This is a genomic window from Ruegeria sp. HKCCA5491 (genome assembly GCF_013034565.1).
In the GTDB taxonomy this organism is placed as follows: Bacteria; Pseudomonadota; Alphaproteobacteria; order Rhodobacterales; family Rhodobacteraceae; genus Ruegeria.
The window spans coordinates 145,787-161,378 of sequence record NZ_WQGG01000003.1 but is presented as its reverse complement, the minus strand read 5'-3'; the positions used below and the strand labels follow the sequence as shown (position 1 = coordinate 161,378).

The window sequence follows — 15,592 nt, the reverse complement described above, 5'->3', positions numbered from 1 at the left end:
ATTGACCTGATGATAGTTTTTTCAGGAATGATATTCCGTTAAGACCTGACAGCAAAGAGTGTTTTCGGTTTCACGCCGCAAGTGTCACCAATTCGACCCGGTGCAGGCATTGAAACCGTCACCATGCTCGGGCAAGAAGAACAACAGAATAACCGGGGGGCGCCTGTGATCGAGCTGGAAAACGTCAGCTATACCTATGGTGGAGGGGCATTGCTGAGCGATGTTTCCCTACAGTTGAACCCGGGTTCGTTCCATTTTCTGACCGGGCCGTCGGGGGCGGGTAAGACGACCCTTTTGAAACTCTGCTATGGGGCGCTGTTGCCGACCTCAGGCCAGCTTAAGGCATTTGAGCAAGATGTTGCCACGCTGGACCGCGATCAAATGGCGTTGCTGCGCCGCCGGATCGGAGTCGTGCATCAGGATTGCCGGTTTTTGGATCACATGACATTGGCCGAGAACGTGGCCCTGCCGCTGATGGTGTCGGGCCGTGCCGAATCTGCGCAGCAGCAGGACTTGACCGAGTTGTTGAACTGGGTCGGGCTTGGCACGCGGCAAGACGCGGTTCCGCCCGAACTGTCCGGTGGTGAGCGTCAACGCGCAGCCCTGGCCCGGGCAGTGATCCTGTCGCCGGATGTCGTGCTGGCGGACGAGCCCACCGGGAACGTCGATTGGGAGATGTCCCAGCGTCTGCTGCGTCTATTGGTGGAGCTGAACAAGATGGGAAAAACTGTTTTGATCGCCACCCATGACCTTAGCCTCATCCGGGCGGCCAAAAGCCAGGTTCAGGCGCGTGTGTTGCGCATCTCGCAACGACAGGTCCAACTGGCCGGAGCAGATCTATGAGCGAGGGTACCATTCGCAATCTGCTGAAACGGGACAAGCGGGCTGATCGCGTTGTTCCCCCAACGGGGTATACGGCGCAGCTTACAGTGTTTGTCTCAGGCGCGATGGCTTTCCTTGCGGTGTTTGCACTGGCCCTGTCACTGGCATCGGGGCGACTGGCGGACCGTTGGGCGACCGAGCTGGCAGGGGCCGCTACGTTGCGCATCAATGCCCCGTCCGATCAGCTTGCCGCGCAGACCGAGGCCGCGTTGACGGTGCTGTCGCAAACGCCCGGAGTTGCATCTGCGCGGGCTTTGACATCGGATGAGCAATTGGCCCTGCTGTCTCCGTGGTTCGGCCCGGACCTGCCATTGGATACGCTGCCCGTCCCGCAACTGATCGAGATTATCGAGGGCGCGCCAGGGCTGGATGTAATCGGCCTTCGCTTGCGGCTTGGGGCCGAGGTGCCGGGCGCTGTGCTGGATGACCATACCCGTTGGCGCGAGCCACTGGTCGATGCGGCGACGTCGCTGCGACGGCTGGGGTGGATTTCAATCCTGCTGATCGGTGTTGCGACGGCGGCCATGATCACATTGGCTGCAAACGCGTCACTTGCGGCCAATGCGCAGATTATCGAAGTTCTGCGGCTTGTGGGCGCGCGCGACAGGTTCATCGCAAATGCTTTCGTGCGTCGGTTCACGTATCGCGCGTTCTTTGGTGCCTTGGTCGGCGTTGTGCTTGGGATGACAGGGGTCTTGCTGCTGCCCGAAGCCTCGGATGAGGGTGGGTTCCTGACCGGCCTCGGGTTTCAGGGGCTGGGTTGGTTTCTGCCGTTACTTATCCCCCTTATGGGAGCCGCAGTTGCGTTTCTGGCCACTTGGACCGCGGCAACCCGCAAATTGACGGAGCTTTCGTGATGGCTGATGCGATACAGTGGATTCGATCGTTGATTTTCATGATCGTGATTTACGCTTGGATGTTGGTTCTGGGCATTGTCTTTGCGCCTTACGCCCTGTTTGCCAAGAAAGGCGCGTTGCAGGCCTGCAAGCTGTACGCCCGCACAACCCTATGGCTGGCACGTTGGATGGTTGGTATTCGCTTCGAAGTTCGCGGCACGGTGCCCGTGGATGAAGTGGTAATCGGGGCCAAACACCAGTCGTTTCTGGATATCATGATAATCTTCCACGCGGTCCCGCATGGAAAGTTCATCATGAAGCGGGAATTGCTATGGACTCCGATGATTGGTCTTTACGCTCGTCGGCTTGGGTGTATCCCGGTGAATCGCGGCAAGAAAGGCGTAGCGGTGGCCAAGATGGTAAAGGACGTCGCGACAGAGTTTGCCGAGCCGGGTCAGTTGGTCATCTATCCGCAAGGCACGCGTGTCGCCCCCGGCGCGCGGAAACCCTATAAGGTTGGTGCCGCAGTGCTATACGAAGGGTTGGGTTTTGCCTGTGTTCCGGCGGCTACTAACGCCGGAGTTTTCTGGCCTCGGACCGGGGTGATGCGAAAACCCGGTCTGGCGATTGTCGATTTCCTGGACCCGATCGAGCCGGGTGTCGAGCGGGAGGCGTTTCTGACCCGACTGGAAGAGGCAATCGAAACGCGTTCAGATGCGTTGATGCGGGAAGTGGGGTTTGATCCAGATGGAGTTCATTGAGGACATAGAAACGCTCGAAAGCCTCTATGGTACGCCAGGTGCGCCATCCCTACGCAAAGTGGCGGACCGGATGACCCCTTTGTACCGAAAATGGATCATGGCGTCGCGCTTGTGCGTCCTCAGCACAGTCGGTCCGGAAGGTGTGGATGGCAGCCCGCGCGGAGATGACGGGCCCGTGGTTCTGGAACTGGATGACAAAACGCTGGCGATGCCCGACTGGCGGGGCAACAACCGGCTGGACAGCCTGCGCAACATCGTGCGCGACCCGCGCGTTTCCCTGATGTTCATGGTGCCGGGGTCAAACAATGTCGTACGTGTGAATGGCACGGCCCGACTGACGGCAGACAAGGCTCTGACAGGGCGGTTTGAGAAAAACGGCAAACGTCCAGCGACGGTGATCGTTGTCGACATCGCCGAGGTCTACACACAATGCGCCCGCGCGCTTATCCGGGCGCGCACCTGGAACAGCGGTGACGAAAGCGCCAACCTTCCCACTATCGGCGAAATTCTAGCTGAGGCCTCAAGCGGAGAAGAGGGCGGCGCGCGCTATGATCAGGAATGGCAAGCACGAGCCGCGAAAACGATGTGGTAAATCCGCAGATCAGGCGGGTTGAGCGGTCATGTTCTGGAACATCGCCTTGACCTCGTCCACGCTGATGCCGAGACCCTTGGCCAGTTTGTGAATAAACACTGTTTCAGCCTTGTCCAGATCGCCATCTGCGCCCACGATCATCAGCGTGGCTTGCATGACCATGCGTTTCTGATCGGCAGTCAGCCCACGGCCAAAGGCTGCAAATTGCGCATCCGTTGGTTTGGCCTCGGCCATATTGTATATGCGGCGAATACGGGATTCATCAAAGGTTTCACCCGTCATCTGCTGGGCGATGTTGGCCATCGTTGAAATTTCCGCCGCATCAAGCGAGCCGTCCGCTTTTGCAGCGTGACACATCGCATCCATTGCCTGCAACGCTGCGGGATTTGCTGTGCCCATTTCCGCATAGCGTTCTTTCGTGCGCTTGGATTGCCCCGCCTTTTTTGCTCCGGCCAAAATAAGAAGAACGGCGATTGCGCCCAAGCCCCAAAAGCCGGACACCATGTCCGCACGCGACATTTTGGGTTGCGCTGGCAAGTCCGAAGGAAAGTCTCCCAGTGCTTTCCCAAGCTCCAGCCTGTCTGCGGGCATGTTGTAATAACTGTCGCTGTCGCATTTATTCGGCGCCATCACATAGCCGATAGAGCTGCGCCAAACCCCGGCGAACATGATGTGCGTTTTCTTGGTCAGATGGCACAACGACAGATTTTGACCGTTGTTGTCTTCAATATCCGTAGGGGTAATCAGGGTCATCTGCTCGGATGTACCCCAGACGTCACCCGCGCGCCCCGCCTGTGCCTCTTTTCCGAAAAATAACGCGATAATCAGCGCCGCAGCGCAAAATGAAAGAAATCTCATTTCAGCCTCAAAAAAATTTGTTCGATCCCAGCCGCAGGGACGCGCCCAGCGGTCACAAGGTGTTGATCAACCTAAGCGAGAGCAAAACTAAGGCAGAGTCGCGGAATAAAAAAGGCGGACACTTTGGCCCGCCTTTGATGTTTTGAGTGCTGAAAGGTCAGCTATGGATTGGGCCGTCCCCGCAGGCCAGCGAAGCCTCGCGCACGGCTTCCGAGTAGGTCGGGTGGGCGTGGCAAGTCAGGGCCAGGTCTTCAGCCGACGCACCGAACTCCATCGCGACGCAGACTTCGTGGATCAGGTCACCTGCAGCGGGGCCAATGATATGTGCGCCCAGAATGCGGTCGGTTTCCTTGTCGGCCAGAATCTTGACGAAACCGTCGGCGGCAAAGTTCGCCTTGGCGCGTCCATTGCCCATGAACATGAACTTGCCGACCTTATAGGCGCGACCCGCCTCTTTCAGCGTGGCTTCGGTTTCGCCGACATTTGCGACCTCGGGCCAAGTGTAGATCACACCGGGAATAACGCCGTAGTTCACATGGCCGTGCTTGCCTGCGACCTGCTCGGCGGCGGCCATGCCTTCATCTTCGGCCTTGTGGGCCAGCATAGGGCCTTCGGTCACGTCACCGATGGCATAGATGCCGGGCACGTTGGTCTGCCAATCACTGCCAACCTTGATCTGGCCGCGCGGCGTCATCTCGACGCCCAGAGCATCCAGTCCCAGACCATCCGAGAACGGCTTGCGCCCGGTGGCGACCAGCACGGTGTCGGCGTCGATCACGTGCTCGCTGTCATCTTTGCGCAGCTTGTAGGTGACCTTGGCCTTGGTCTTGGTGGCTTCGGTCTTTTGCACGGCGGCGCCCATGACGAACTTCAGGCCCTGCTTCTTGAGAATCCGCTGGAACGTCTTTTGTACCTCGGGGTCCATACCCGGCGTGATCTCGTTGAGGAATTCGATCACAGTCACCTCGGCGCCTAGACGCTGATAGACCGAGCCCAACTCCAGCCCAATCACGCCCGCGCCGATCACAACCATCTTTTTCGGGATTTTGCCCAGCGACAACGCACCGGTCGAAGTCACGACGATTTTCTCGTCCACCTCGACACCCGGCAGCGAGGACGGCTCGGACCCTGAGGCGATGATGATGTTCTTGGCCTCGTGGACCTCATCGCCCACCTTGACCTGACCTGCGGCAGGGATTGAGCCCCAGCCCTTAAGCCAGTCGATCTTGTTCTTCTTGAACAGAAACTCGATGCCCTTGGTGTTACCGTCGATCACCTCGTCCTTATAGGCCTGCATCTGCTTCCAATCGACCGAGGGGCTTTTGCCCTTCAGGCCCATCTTGGCAAAGTTATGCTCGGCCTCATGAAGCTGGTGCGATGCGTGCAACAATGCCTTCGATGGGATGCAGCCTACGTTCAGGCAGGTGCCGCCCAACGTTTCACGCCCTTCAACGACAGCGGTCTTCAGACCCAACTGGGCGCAGCGGATCGCGCAGACATAGCCGCCGGGGCCGGCGCCAATAACGATGACATCATAGTTTGCCATTTTATTCTCCTAGAACCTGAGGAGTTAAATTTAAATCGGGTGGCCATCATGGGATGGCGCACCCGGCAATAGTCAGACCGGTGTCAGAATTTTTGTTTTGATATGGGCAACTCCGCCACGCTCGTGATGCATGGCCAGTTCCTCAGATTCAATAAAGTCCTGAGCGCGCTCCAGATCCGTGATTTCGAACAACGCAACTGCGTGGTCTTTCTGATCTGGGTCTTTCCAGATGTGGAGGTCGCGGATTCCCGCGGCCTCTCGCATTTTTTGGTCTTCGCGGAAGACTTTCAGCCAGACATCAAAGTCCGCCACGTCAGCCTCCCAAAGTACATGAGTCGCCATGATTACAGATCCATCAGCAAGCGGCGTGGGTCTTCCAGCGCTTCTTTTACGCGGACAAGGAACGTCACCGCGCCTTTGCCGTCAACGATCCGGTGATCATAGGACAGGGCCAGATACATCATCGGGCGAATCTTGATCTCACCGTTGATCACCATGGGGCGGTCCTGAATCTTGTGCATACCCAGAATGCCCGATTGCGGCGGGTTCAGGATCGGCGAAGACATCAGCGAGCCATAGACACCGCCATTCGAGATGGTGAAGGTGCCGCCCTGCATCTCGGCCATGGACAGCTTGCCGTCACGGGCACGTCTGCCTTTTTCTGCGATCGCCTTTTCGATTTCGGCAAAGGACATGCTGTCCGCGTCGCGGATGACCGGAACCACCAGACCCTGCGGAGTTCCCGCAGCCACGCCCATGTGGACGAAGTTCTTATAGACAATATCCGTTCCGTCGATCTCGGCGTTCACCTCAGGTACTTCTTTCAAAGCGTGACAGCAGGCTTTGGTGAAGAAGGACATAAAGCCCAAACGGACGCCATGCTTTTTCTCGAACTGGTCTTTGTACTGGCTGCGCAGGGCCATCACTTCGGTCATGTCCACCTCGTTATAGGTGGTCAGGATCGCGGCCGTGTTCTGCGCGTCTTTCAGGCGCTTGGCGATGGTCTGGCGCAGACGGGTCATGCGCACACGCTCTTCGCGCCCGGCATCCTCTGCGGCAACCGGCGCGCGTGGGGCAGGGGAAGCAGGGGCGGGGGCAGCCGCCGCAGGTGCTGGTGCCGTAGCGGCCGCTGCAACAGCGTTTGCGACGTCCTCTTTCATGATGCGGCCATCGCGCCCGGATCCGGTGACCTGATCTGCAGACAGTCCTGCTTCGGCCATAGCTTTTTCAGCGGACGGTGCGTTCGCGACATCCTTGCCACCGCCATCGCCGGTACCCGCGGCAGGTGCCGCTGCCGGTGCTGACGGTGCCGGGGCTGCACCTGCCGCTGCGCCGGAAATCACGGCCAGCTTTGCCGTTGCGTCGACGGTGGTGCCTTCGGGCGCTACGATCTCGGCCAATACGCCAGCCGTCGGGGCGGGAACCTCGACCGAGACCTTATCAGTTTCAAGCTCACACAGCATTTCGTCTTGCGCGACGCTGTCGCCGACCTGTTTGAACCAAGTGGACACAGTCGCTTCGGTGACGGATTCGCCCAGCGTAGGAACCATCACGTCCACGCTTCCGCCAGACGCTGCGGGTGCGGCGGCAGGCGCAGGGCTTGGGGCCGCCGCCGGAGCCGGGGCGGCGCCTTCTCCGGCTGCGATCGTCGCCAGCAAAGCGTCAACGCCTACGGTTTCGCCTTCGGCTGCAACAATCTCACCCATCACACCAGCGGCAGGCGAAGGGACTTCGACGGTGACTTTGTCGGTCTCCAACTCGCACAGCATCTCATCCACAGCCACTGCGTCGCCCGGTTTTTTGAACCAGGTTGCGACCGTGGCCTCGGTGACCGACTCGCCCAGCGTGGGAACACGAACTTCAATGGACATTGCTTATTTTCCTTCAATGCTCAGCGCTTCGTTCACCAGCGCTTCTTGTTGGGCTTTGTGTTGGCTGGCCAGACCCGTTGCGGGCGAGGCCGACGTCGCGCGGCCGACATAGCGTGGCCGTGTATGCTTGGCACCGATCCGGGTTAGGACCCATTCGATATTCGGCTCGATAAAGGTCCAGGCCCCTTGGTTCTTGGGTTCTTCCTGACACCAGACCATCTCGGCCCCTTTGAATCGCTCAAGCTCGTTGATCAGTGAGTGCGCGGGGAAGGGATAGTATTGTTCGATCCGCAACAAATAGACATCGTCGATACCGCGCGCGTCGCGCTCTTCCAGCAGGTCATAGTAGACCTTGCCAGAACACAGAACGACCCGCTTGATCTTTTTGTCTGCGACCAGTTTGGTGTCGGAATTTCCCTGCTGCGCGTCATCCCACAGCACCCGGTGGAAGCTGGACCCGGTGGTGAAATCCTCGGCCGTGCTGACGGCCAGCTTGTGACGCAGCAGCGACTTGGGCGTTACCAGGATCAGCGGTTTGCGGAATGTCCTGTGCAATTGTCGGCGCAGGATGTGGAAATAGTTCGCGGGCGTCGTACAGTTCGCCACGATCCAGTTGTCCTGACCGCACATCTGCAGGAACCGTTCAAGCCGGGCGGACGAGTGTTCCGGGCCTTGCCCTTCGAACCCGTGCGGTAGCAGCGTCACCAACCCGGACATACGCAGCCATTTCGATTCACCCGAGCTGATGAATTGGTCGAACATGATCTGCGCGCCGTTGGCAAAATCGCCGAACTGCGCCTCCCACAGGGTCAGGGCGTTGGGTTCGGCCAGCGAATAGCCATATTCAAAGCCCAGCACCGCGTATTCGGACAGCATCGAGTCGATCACTTCATACTGCGACTGGCCGGCGCGGATATTGTTCAGCGGGTAATACCGTTCCTCGGTCTCCTGATGCACAAAGCCAGAGTGGCGCTGGCTGAATGTGCCGCGCGTCGCGTCCTGGCCGGACAGACGCACCGGATAGCCTTCGGTCAGCAGGGACCCGAAGGCCAGCGCTTCACCCGTTGCCCAATCAAAACCTTTGCCGTTGTCGAACATCTGCTTCTTGTGATCGAGCAGGCGCGACACCGTCTTGTGAACGGCGATATCCGCAGGCGCATGGGTCAGCGCATTTCCGATCTCGGCCATTGTCTCGGGCGTGATCGCAGTGTCGCCACGCACATATTCTTCCTTGTTCTTGTCCAGGTGCGACCAGCGCCCGTCCAACCAATCGGCCTTGTTGGGTTTGTAGTCTTTTCCGGCCTCGAACTCATCATTCAGATGAGCCTGGAACGCGGCCTTCATGTCCTCGATCTCGCCCTCGGGGATCAGGCCATCTTTGACCAGACGCTCGGTGTACAGCGACAGCGTGGTCTTATGCGTTTTGATCTTCTTATACATGATCGGGTTAGTGAACATGGGCTCATCGCCCTCGTTGTGACCAAACCGGCGATAGCAGAAGATGTCGATGACCACGTCCTTGAGGAACTTCTGGCGGAATTCAGTGGCGACCTTGGCGGCGTGAACCACAGCCTCGGGGTCGTCGCCGTTCACGTGGAAGATAGGTGCCTCAACCATCAGCGCGATATCCGTCGGATATGGGCTGGAGCGGCTGAAATGCGGCGCGGTGGTAAAGCCGATCTGGTTGTTTACCACGATATGCATGGTGCCGCCGGTCTTGTGACCGCGCAGACCAGACAGGCCAAACCCTTCGGCAACAACACCCTGACCGGCAAAAGCTGCGTCGCCGTGCAGCAGGATGCCCATCACGGAGGTACGCTCGGCGTCCTTGAACTGATCCTGCTTGGCGCGGACCTTGCCTAGAACCACCGGGTTCACTGCCTCAAGATGGCTAGGGTTGGCGGTCAGCGACAGGTGCACGCTGTTGCCGTCAAATTCACGGTCGCTAGAAGCACCGAGATGGTATTTCACATCGCCCGAGCCATCCACGTCCTCGGGCTTGAAGCTGCCGCCCTGAAACTCGTTGAAGATCGCGCGATAGGGTTTGCGCATCACGTTGGCCAGAATGTTCAGACGGCCACGGTGCGGCATTCCGATGACGATTTCCTTGACGCCCAAGGCACCGCCACGCTTGATGATCTGCTCCATCGCGGGGATCAGGGCCTCACCCCCGTCCAGACCGAACCGTTTGGTGCCCATGTATTTGACGTGCAGGAATTTCTCGAAGCCCTCGGCCTCGACCATCTTGTTCAGGATCGCCTTGCGGCCTTCCTTGGTAAACGCGATTTCCTTGCCGTATCCTTCGATCCGTTCCTTCAGCCACGCGGCCTGTTCAGGGTCGGAGATATGCATGTATTGCAGCGCGAAGGTGCCGCAATAGGTCCGCTTCACGATATCTACGATCTGCCGCATCGAGGCCATCTGCAGACCCAGCACGTTGTCGATAAAGATCGGCCGGTCCATGTCGGCCTCGGTGAACCCATAAGTCTTGGGGTCCAGTTCAGGATGGGTGCTGGCCGCCCGCATCCCCAGCGGATCCAGATTGGCGGCCAGATGGCCCCGGATGCGATAGGCCCGGATCAGCATCAGCGCCCGCAGACTGTCCAGAACGGCGCGCTTGATCTGGTCGTCGCTGACCTCAACGCCTTTGTCTGCCGCCTTGTCCTTGATCTTTTTTCCCGCCGCCTTGGCGTCAATCTCGGCCCATTCCCCAGTGAGCGCCCCGGTCAGATCATCCGCTGGCATCGGCGGCCAGTCGGTTCGCGCCCATGATGGCCCTTCGGCTTCTTTCTGGACGTCCGGCGTCGCGTCGCCCATGGCCTTGAAAAACTCGGCCCAGGCCGCGTCTACCGCGCCGGGGTCCTTTGTGTACTGAGCATAAAGCTGCTCCAGATATTCGGCATTATGCCCTTGCATAAAGCTTGAGGCATGAAAGGCAGAGTTGGGCGAGTGTTCGGTCATTGGGTTACCTCATATGGGTTGGGACCGTATTGATTTGTGCCTGGCTGACTGGGGCGGGTCAGCCACCACAGCACCAGGAGAGGCGACACCACCAGAACCAGCAGCGTCGGAATGACGACCAGCAAAGTGGCGCGGGTAAACAGGATGTCCAGATTGCCACCGTGCTGGAAACTGGACGCCAGACCAATTCCGAAAATCAGAATTGCAGCGGCTCCGAGGATCAGCAGGATCGGCAGCAGCGCATAAAGCCCGCTGCGCCCGGTGTCATGCATCCGGCGCCATGCGACCGCGAGATGCGGGAAAAAGACGATTGCGCCGACGATTGACTGTACCGGTTGGCTTGATGTGGCGGTGACGGATTTCGTCGTGCCCGTTTCCGTCGTGGTGACCTGAGTGAAAAACTGCCAGTCAATAATCCCGGCGATGATATTCCAGATCACGATAAACAGGAAAAAGAACCAGTACTCGGGCCGCGAGGCGCGGCCCGAGAATGTTAAGAACTTTGAGAAACACGTTTTGACAGCCTCACCAAAGGTCATGTTTTCCGTTCCTCCCAAAGTAGACGGCTAAGCCGCCGCTTTAACCAATCGCTTCCAGCACGGCCTCACCCAGCGTCGCGGGGCTTTCTGCCACAACGATACCGGCCGAGCGCATGGCTTCGATCTTGTCCTCGGCTCCGCCTTTGCCGCCGGCGACGATCGCGCCCGCGTGGCCCATACGGCGGCCCGGAGGGGCTGTGCGGCCTGCGATGAAACCAGCAACCGGCTTTTTGCGGCCCTTCTTGGCCTCATCCGCCAGGAACTGCGCGGCTTCTTCTTCGGCCGAGCCACCGATCTCACCGATCATGATGATCGAGTGGGTTTCGTCGTCCGCCAGGAACCATTCCAGCACGTCGATATGCTCGGTGCCTTTGATCGGGTCGCCACCGATGCCCACACAGGTGGATTGGCCCAGACCCACATCGGTGGTCTGCTTGACGGCCTCATAGGTCAGGGTGCCCGAACGCGACACAACGCCGACCGAGCCGCGCTTGTGGATGTGGCCAGGCATGATGCCGATTTTGCAGGCGTCGGGCGTAATGACACCGGGGCAGTTCGGGCCGATTAGGCGCGATTTCGAGCCTTCCAGCGCCCGCTTTACCTTCATCATGTCCAGAACCGGGATGCCTTCGGTGATGCAGACGATCACCTCCATCTCGGCATCAATCGCTTCGAGGATCGAGTCAGCCGCGAAAGGCGGCGGCACATAGATCACGCTGGCGTTGGCTTCGGTCACATGCTTGGCCTCGTGGACCGAGTTAAACACGGGCAGGTCAAGATGGGTCATCCCGCCTTTGCCGGGGGTTACACCGCCGACCATCTTGGTGCCATAAGCAATGGCCTGTTCGCTGTGGAATGTGCCCTGCGAACCGGTAAAGCCCTGACAGATCACTTTGGTATTTTCGTCGATGAGGACTGCCATCTGGCGTTCTCCTTTGTAGGGCGGGTTTTGGCCCGCCAAAATCTTGGGAAAGGCGGGCTGAAGCCCGCCTTACGGGATGGCAATCAGCCTTTTACCGCCTTCACGATCTTCTCGGCACCGTCTTTCAGGTTGTCCGCGGCGATCACGTCCAGACCAGAGGTGTTGATGATCTCTTTGCCTTTCTCGACATTCGTGCCTTCCAGACGCACGACCAGCGGAACCTTCAGGCCGACCTCTTTCACCGCTGCGACAACGCCTTCGGCGATGACGTCACAGCGCATGATGCCGCCGAAGATGTTGACCAGAATGCCTTTGACGTTCGGGTCCGAGGTGATGATCTTGAACGCCTCAGTGACTTTCTCTTTGGTCGCACCGCCGCCCACGTCGAGGAAGTTGGCAGGCTCAGCCCCATACAGCTTGATGATGTCCATGGTCGCCATCGCAAGCCCGGCACCGTTGACCATGCAGCCGATCTCACCATCCAAGGCGATGTAGTTCAGATCGTATTTGGAGGCTTCGAGTTCCTTGGGGTCTTCCTCGGTCTCGTCGCGCAGCTCGGCGATGTCGGGGTGGCGGTAAACCGCGTTGCCGTCAAAGCCCAGCTTGGCGTCCAGTACCTTCAGGTCGCCGCTATCCGAGACGATCAGAGGGTTGATCTCCAGCATCTCCATGTCCTTCTCGACGAAGGCCTGGTACAGCTGACCCATCAGCTTGACGCATTGCTTGACCTGCGCGCCTTCCAGACCCAGCGAAAAGGCGATGCGGCGGCCGTGGTAAGCCTGATAGCCGGTCACAGGGTCCACCGAGAAGGACAGGATTTTCTCAGGCGTGGACTCGGCCACTTCTTCGATGTCCATGCCGCCTTCGGTCGAGCATACGAACGAGATGCGGCTGGTCTGGCGATCCACCAGCAGGGCCAGATACAGTTCGCGTTCGATGCCGGAACCAGCCTCGATATAGATGCGATTGACCTGCTTGCCTGCGGGGCCAGTCTGATGTGTGACCAGCGTGCGGCCCAGCATCTTTTTGGCTTCTTCGGCGGCTTCTTCCACCGACTTGGTCAGACGGACACCGCCTTTTTCACCGGCGTCAGCCTCTTTGAACGAGCCCTTGCCGCGGCCACCCGCGTGGATTTGGGCCTTTACAACCCACAAGGGGCCGTCCAGTTCACCGGCTGCGGTTTTGGCTTCCTCGGCGCGCAGAACCGCGCGACCTTCAGAGACCGGAGCGCCATAGCTGCGAAGAAGAGCCTTGGCCTGATATTCGTGAATGTTCATCGAAACTGTCCCGTTTGACTACGATTACTTCGTTATAGAAATGTCCGAAGGGTAAATTTAAAGGTTTTTTTGTTTTCAAAGCCCTTTTTCACAGAGATTTTTACTGTTTGTGATCACACTTTTTTGGGGTGTGATCACAAAATGACGGAAGTTAAATTTATGATTCGATAAATCGTTTCGCGCCTTTGAAAACACATTCAAAAAGGGTGTTTGAGGTGTTTGCGCTAATACTCTTCCCGCAAGTATTGCGGATCAAGAGGCCAGTACAAAAGAAAACCGGCCCAACTTGTGGGCCGGTTTGGAATGTCGAAACGGCCGAAATTAGGCCAGAGAGCTGTCGATGCCCTTACATGCCTCGATCAGGCCCTTCACAGCGTTGACCGAGTTATCGAAACCGGCTTGCTCTTCTTCGTTGAGTTTGATGTCGACAACACGCTCGATGCCGCCCGCGCCGATCACGGTGGGGACGCCTACATACATGCCGTCAACGCCCAGTTCGCCGTTGCAATAGGCGGCACAGGGCAGGACGCGCTTCTGGTCTTTCAGGTAGGCTTCGGCCATTTCGATCGCCGATGTTGCCGGAGCATAGAAGGCCGAGCCGGTTTTCAGCAGGCCAACGATTTCGGCGCCACCGTCACGGGTACGCTGAACGATGGCGTCCAGTTTCTCTTGTGTGGTCCAGCCCATTTCAACCAGATCGGGCAGCGGGATACCAGCAACGGTCGAATAGCGCACCGACGGAACCATCGTGTCGCCGTGGCCGCCCAGAACAAATGCTGTGACGTCGCGCATGGACACGTTGAACTCTTCCGACAGGAAATGCGCAAAACGGCCCGAGTCCAGAACGCCTGCCATGCCGCAGACCTTGTTGTGGGGCAGGCCCGAGAATTCGCGCAGCGCCCAGACCATCGCGTCCAATGGGTTGGTGATGCAGATGACGAACGCATCGGGCGCATTGGCGGCGATGCCTTCACCCACGGATTTCATGACTTTCAGGTTGATGCCCAGCAGGTCATCGCGGCTCATGCCCGGTTTGCGGGGAACACCGGCGGTGACGATGCAGACGTCGGCGCCAGCGATGTCCTCGTAGGACTGGGTGCCTTTCAGCTTGGCGTCGAACCCTTCGGAGGGGCCGGATTCAGCGATGTCCAGCGCCTTGCCTTCCGGTGTGCCTTCGGCGATGTCAAACAGGACGACATCACCCAGTTCTTTCATTGCAGCGAGGTGGGCGAGCGTGCCGCCGATCTGACCTGCGCCGATCAGCGCGATCTTGGGTCTGGCCATTTGGAATATCTCCGATGGGTTTTGAAATCGCGGTTGTGCTAGTCGGTAAAACGGATTTGTGCAAGTGTTCTGCTGCGTGGCATACAACCGCATACCGATTTTCCTAGCGTCCAAGGGGCGTGAATTCTTGCTTTTCTGGAATGCTGAATGTTCGAACTGGACTTGATGTTCTTTGCCGTGGCTATCCCTGCCGTGATCTTTGCAGGCATTTCCAAGGGAGGGTTCGGGTCGGGTGTGGCCTTTGCGTCCTCGTCGATTCTGGCGTTGATCCTGACGCCCGGACAGGCGCTGGCGTTGATGTTGCCGATTCTGATGGTGATCGACGTTGCCACCCTGAAACCCTATTGGAAACGGTGGAGCTGGCCGGATTCGCGCCTGTTGATTCTGGGGGCTGTGCCGGGTGTCGCGCTGGGCGCGTGGCTCTATCGTGCCACCGACGACGACTTGCTTCGCCTGCTGATCGGAGGGATCTCGGTCGGGTTCGTGATTTGGCATGTGGCGCAAAGCAGGGGCTGGATTCGTGGTTTTGCCAACCGTCTGCCGCCGTCGGCCGGGCTGTTTGCAGGGTTGGTGGCCGGGTTCACCAGTTTTGTCAGCCATGCTGGCGGTCCGCCTGCCGCCGTGTACCTGCTGTCGCAACGCCTGACGAAGACCGAGTTTCAGGCCAGCACCGTGCTGGTCTTCTGGGTCATCAACGCGGTGAAATTCGTGCCCTTCGCTTATCTGGGCCTGTTTACGTGGCATACGGCGCTGGCGGACTTGCTGCTGGCCCCCTTTGCCATTCTTGGCGCATGGTTGGGTGTCCGGGCACATTTTATGATTTCCGAACGCTTATTCTTTGGCATCGCCTATGTCCTGCTGACTCTGACGGGTAGCAAGCTGATCTGGGATGCACTGACTTAGACGTTGGGCGGCAGTGCCTCGTCCATGTCCTCATAGGACTGACCGGACGCGATTAGGCAGGTCGTCCCGTCCGGCAACGTCACCGTGATCGTCCAACTACCGCTTGCGGTCGAGGCATAGACCTCCATCACCGCACCTTGTCGCGCGATGCCAATACCCTGTCGGGTCTCGCCATAGGTTTCAGCCAGTCGCTTTATGATCTCCTCGCGGGGCGCGCAGGTCTGTGCCTGCACCTGAACGGCGGCCAGAACCATGATGCCCAGCCCCATCGTCATCTTGAACAGCGTATTCTGCATCCTTGCACCCTTTCGATTCCATCTGTCCAAAAGGGTGCAAGTGACGTGCCGAAATCTGGTTAAA

Annotated in this window: 15 protein-coding genes; 5 read left to right on the top strand and 10 right to left on the bottom strand. The window is 58.7% G+C overall.

The window, feature by feature from the left end; translation table 11 throughout:
- The first annotated feature begins 165 nt into the window (after nucleotides 1-165).
- From GOV88_RS06400 to GOV88_RS06385, 4 genes are read left to right on the top strand one after another with little or no spacing between them, the layout of a single operon-like run.
- On the top strand, nucleotides 166-843 hold the full coding sequence (locus GOV88_RS06400; protein ID WP_171211760.1) for an ATP-binding cassette domain-containing protein: 678 nt from the start codon (nucleotides 166-168) through the stop codon (nucleotides 841-843).
- On the top strand, nucleotides 840-1,739 hold the full coding sequence (locus GOV88_RS06395) for an ABC transporter permease (RefSeq protein ID WP_171239893.1): 900 nt from the start codon (nucleotides 840-842) through the stop codon (nucleotides 1,737-1,739). The genes GOV88_RS06400 and GOV88_RS06395 overlap by 4 nt, the downstream gene beginning before the upstream one ends.
- Nucleotides 1,739-2,479, top strand: a complete 741-nt coding sequence (locus tag GOV88_RS06390; RefSeq protein ID WP_171239892.1) for a 1-acyl-sn-glycerol-3-phosphate acyltransferase — start codon at nucleotides 1,739-1,741, stop codon at nucleotides 2,477-2,479. The genes GOV88_RS06395 and GOV88_RS06390 overlap by 1 nt, the downstream gene beginning before the upstream one ends.
- Nucleotides 2,466-3,071 (top strand): pyridoxamine 5'-phosphate oxidase family protein, encoded by a 606-nt coding sequence (locus tag GOV88_RS06385; protein ID WP_171239963.1) that lies wholly within the window; start codon nucleotides 2,466-2,468, stop codon nucleotides 3,069-3,071. The genes GOV88_RS06390 and GOV88_RS06385 overlap by 14 nt, the downstream gene beginning before the upstream one ends.
- 9 nt (nucleotides 3,072-3,080) lie before the next feature.
- On the opposite strand, the gene GOV88_RS06380 is transcribed toward GOV88_RS06385, so the two are convergent.
- The 9 genes from GOV88_RS06380 to mdh form a co-directional block, all read right to left on the bottom strand.
- A complete protein-coding gene (locus tag GOV88_RS06380; RefSeq protein WP_171239891.1) occupies nucleotides 3,081-3,929 on the bottom strand; it encodes a DUF533 domain-containing protein in 849 nt (282 codons plus the stop codon).
- Nucleotides 3,930-4,086: 157 nt separating this feature from the next.
- Nucleotides 4,087-5,475 (bottom strand): dihydrolipoyl dehydrogenase, encoded by a 1,389-nt coding sequence (lpdA, locus tag GOV88_RS06375; RefSeq protein WP_171239890.1) that lies wholly within the window; start codon nucleotides 5,473-5,475, stop codon nucleotides 4,087-4,089.
- A 72-nt stretch (nucleotides 5,476-5,547) separates the two neighbouring features.
- The gene (locus GOV88_RS06370; RefSeq protein WP_171122588.1) at nucleotides 5,548-5,817 is read right to left on the bottom strand and encodes a hypothetical protein; all 270 of its coding nucleotides are present in this window, start codon (nucleotides 5,815-5,817) and stop codon (nucleotides 5,548-5,550) included.
- Nucleotides 5,818-5,819: 2 nt separating this feature from the next.
- The gene (odhB, locus tag GOV88_RS06365; RefSeq protein ID WP_171239889.1) at nucleotides 5,820-7,346 is read right to left on the bottom strand and encodes a 2-oxoglutarate dehydrogenase complex dihydrolipoyllysine-residue succinyltransferase; all 1,527 of its coding nucleotides are present in this window, start codon (nucleotides 7,344-7,346) and stop codon (nucleotides 5,820-5,822) included.
- Nucleotides 7,347-7,349: 3 nt separating this feature from the next.
- Nucleotides 7,350-10,307 (bottom strand): 2-oxoglutarate dehydrogenase E1 component, encoded by a 2,958-nt coding sequence (locus tag GOV88_RS06360; RefSeq protein WP_171239888.1) that lies wholly within the window; start codon nucleotides 10,305-10,307, stop codon nucleotides 7,350-7,352.
- Nucleotides 10,304-10,846 (bottom strand): DUF805 domain-containing protein, encoded by a 543-nt coding sequence (locus GOV88_RS06355; RefSeq protein WP_171239887.1) that lies wholly within the window; start codon nucleotides 10,844-10,846, stop codon nucleotides 10,304-10,306. Before GOV88_RS06355 ends, GOV88_RS06360 begins: the two co-directional genes overlap by 4 nt.
- Nucleotides 10,847-10,886: 40 nt before the next feature.
- Nucleotides 10,887-11,768 (bottom strand): succinate--CoA ligase subunit alpha, encoded by an 882-nt coding sequence (sucD, locus tag GOV88_RS06350; RefSeq protein WP_170353524.1) that lies wholly within the window; start codon nucleotides 11,766-11,768, stop codon nucleotides 10,887-10,889.
- A gap of 83 nt (nucleotides 11,769-11,851) precedes the next feature.
- Nucleotides 11,852-13,045: an ADP-forming succinate--CoA ligase subunit beta gene (gene sucC, locus GOV88_RS06345; protein WP_171239886.1), complete on the bottom strand. Its 1,194-nt coding sequence runs from the start codon at nucleotides 13,043-13,045 to the stop codon at nucleotides 11,852-11,854.
- A 321-nt stretch (nucleotides 13,046-13,366) separates the two neighbouring features.
- Nucleotides 13,367-14,329 (bottom strand): malate dehydrogenase, encoded by a 963-nt coding sequence (mdh, locus tag GOV88_RS06340; protein WP_170353522.1) that lies wholly within the window; start codon nucleotides 14,327-14,329, stop codon nucleotides 13,367-13,369.
- A 147-nt stretch (nucleotides 14,330-14,476) separates the two neighbouring features.
- Between mdh and GOV88_RS06335 the strand changes: the two genes are divergently transcribed.
- On the top strand, nucleotides 14,477-15,232 hold the full coding sequence (locus GOV88_RS06335) for a sulfite exporter TauE/SafE family protein (RefSeq protein ID WP_171239885.1): 756 nt from the start codon (nucleotides 14,477-14,479) through the stop codon (nucleotides 15,230-15,232).
- Here the strand turns inward: GOV88_RS06335 and GOV88_RS06330 are convergent.
- A complete protein-coding gene (locus tag GOV88_RS06330) occupies nucleotides 15,229-15,528 on the bottom strand; it encodes a hypothetical protein (RefSeq protein WP_171239884.1) in 300 nt (99 codons plus the stop codon). The two genes, GOV88_RS06335 and GOV88_RS06330, sit on opposite strands and share 4 nt — an antisense overlap.
- Between the last annotated feature and the right edge of the window lie 64 nt (nucleotides 15,529-15,592).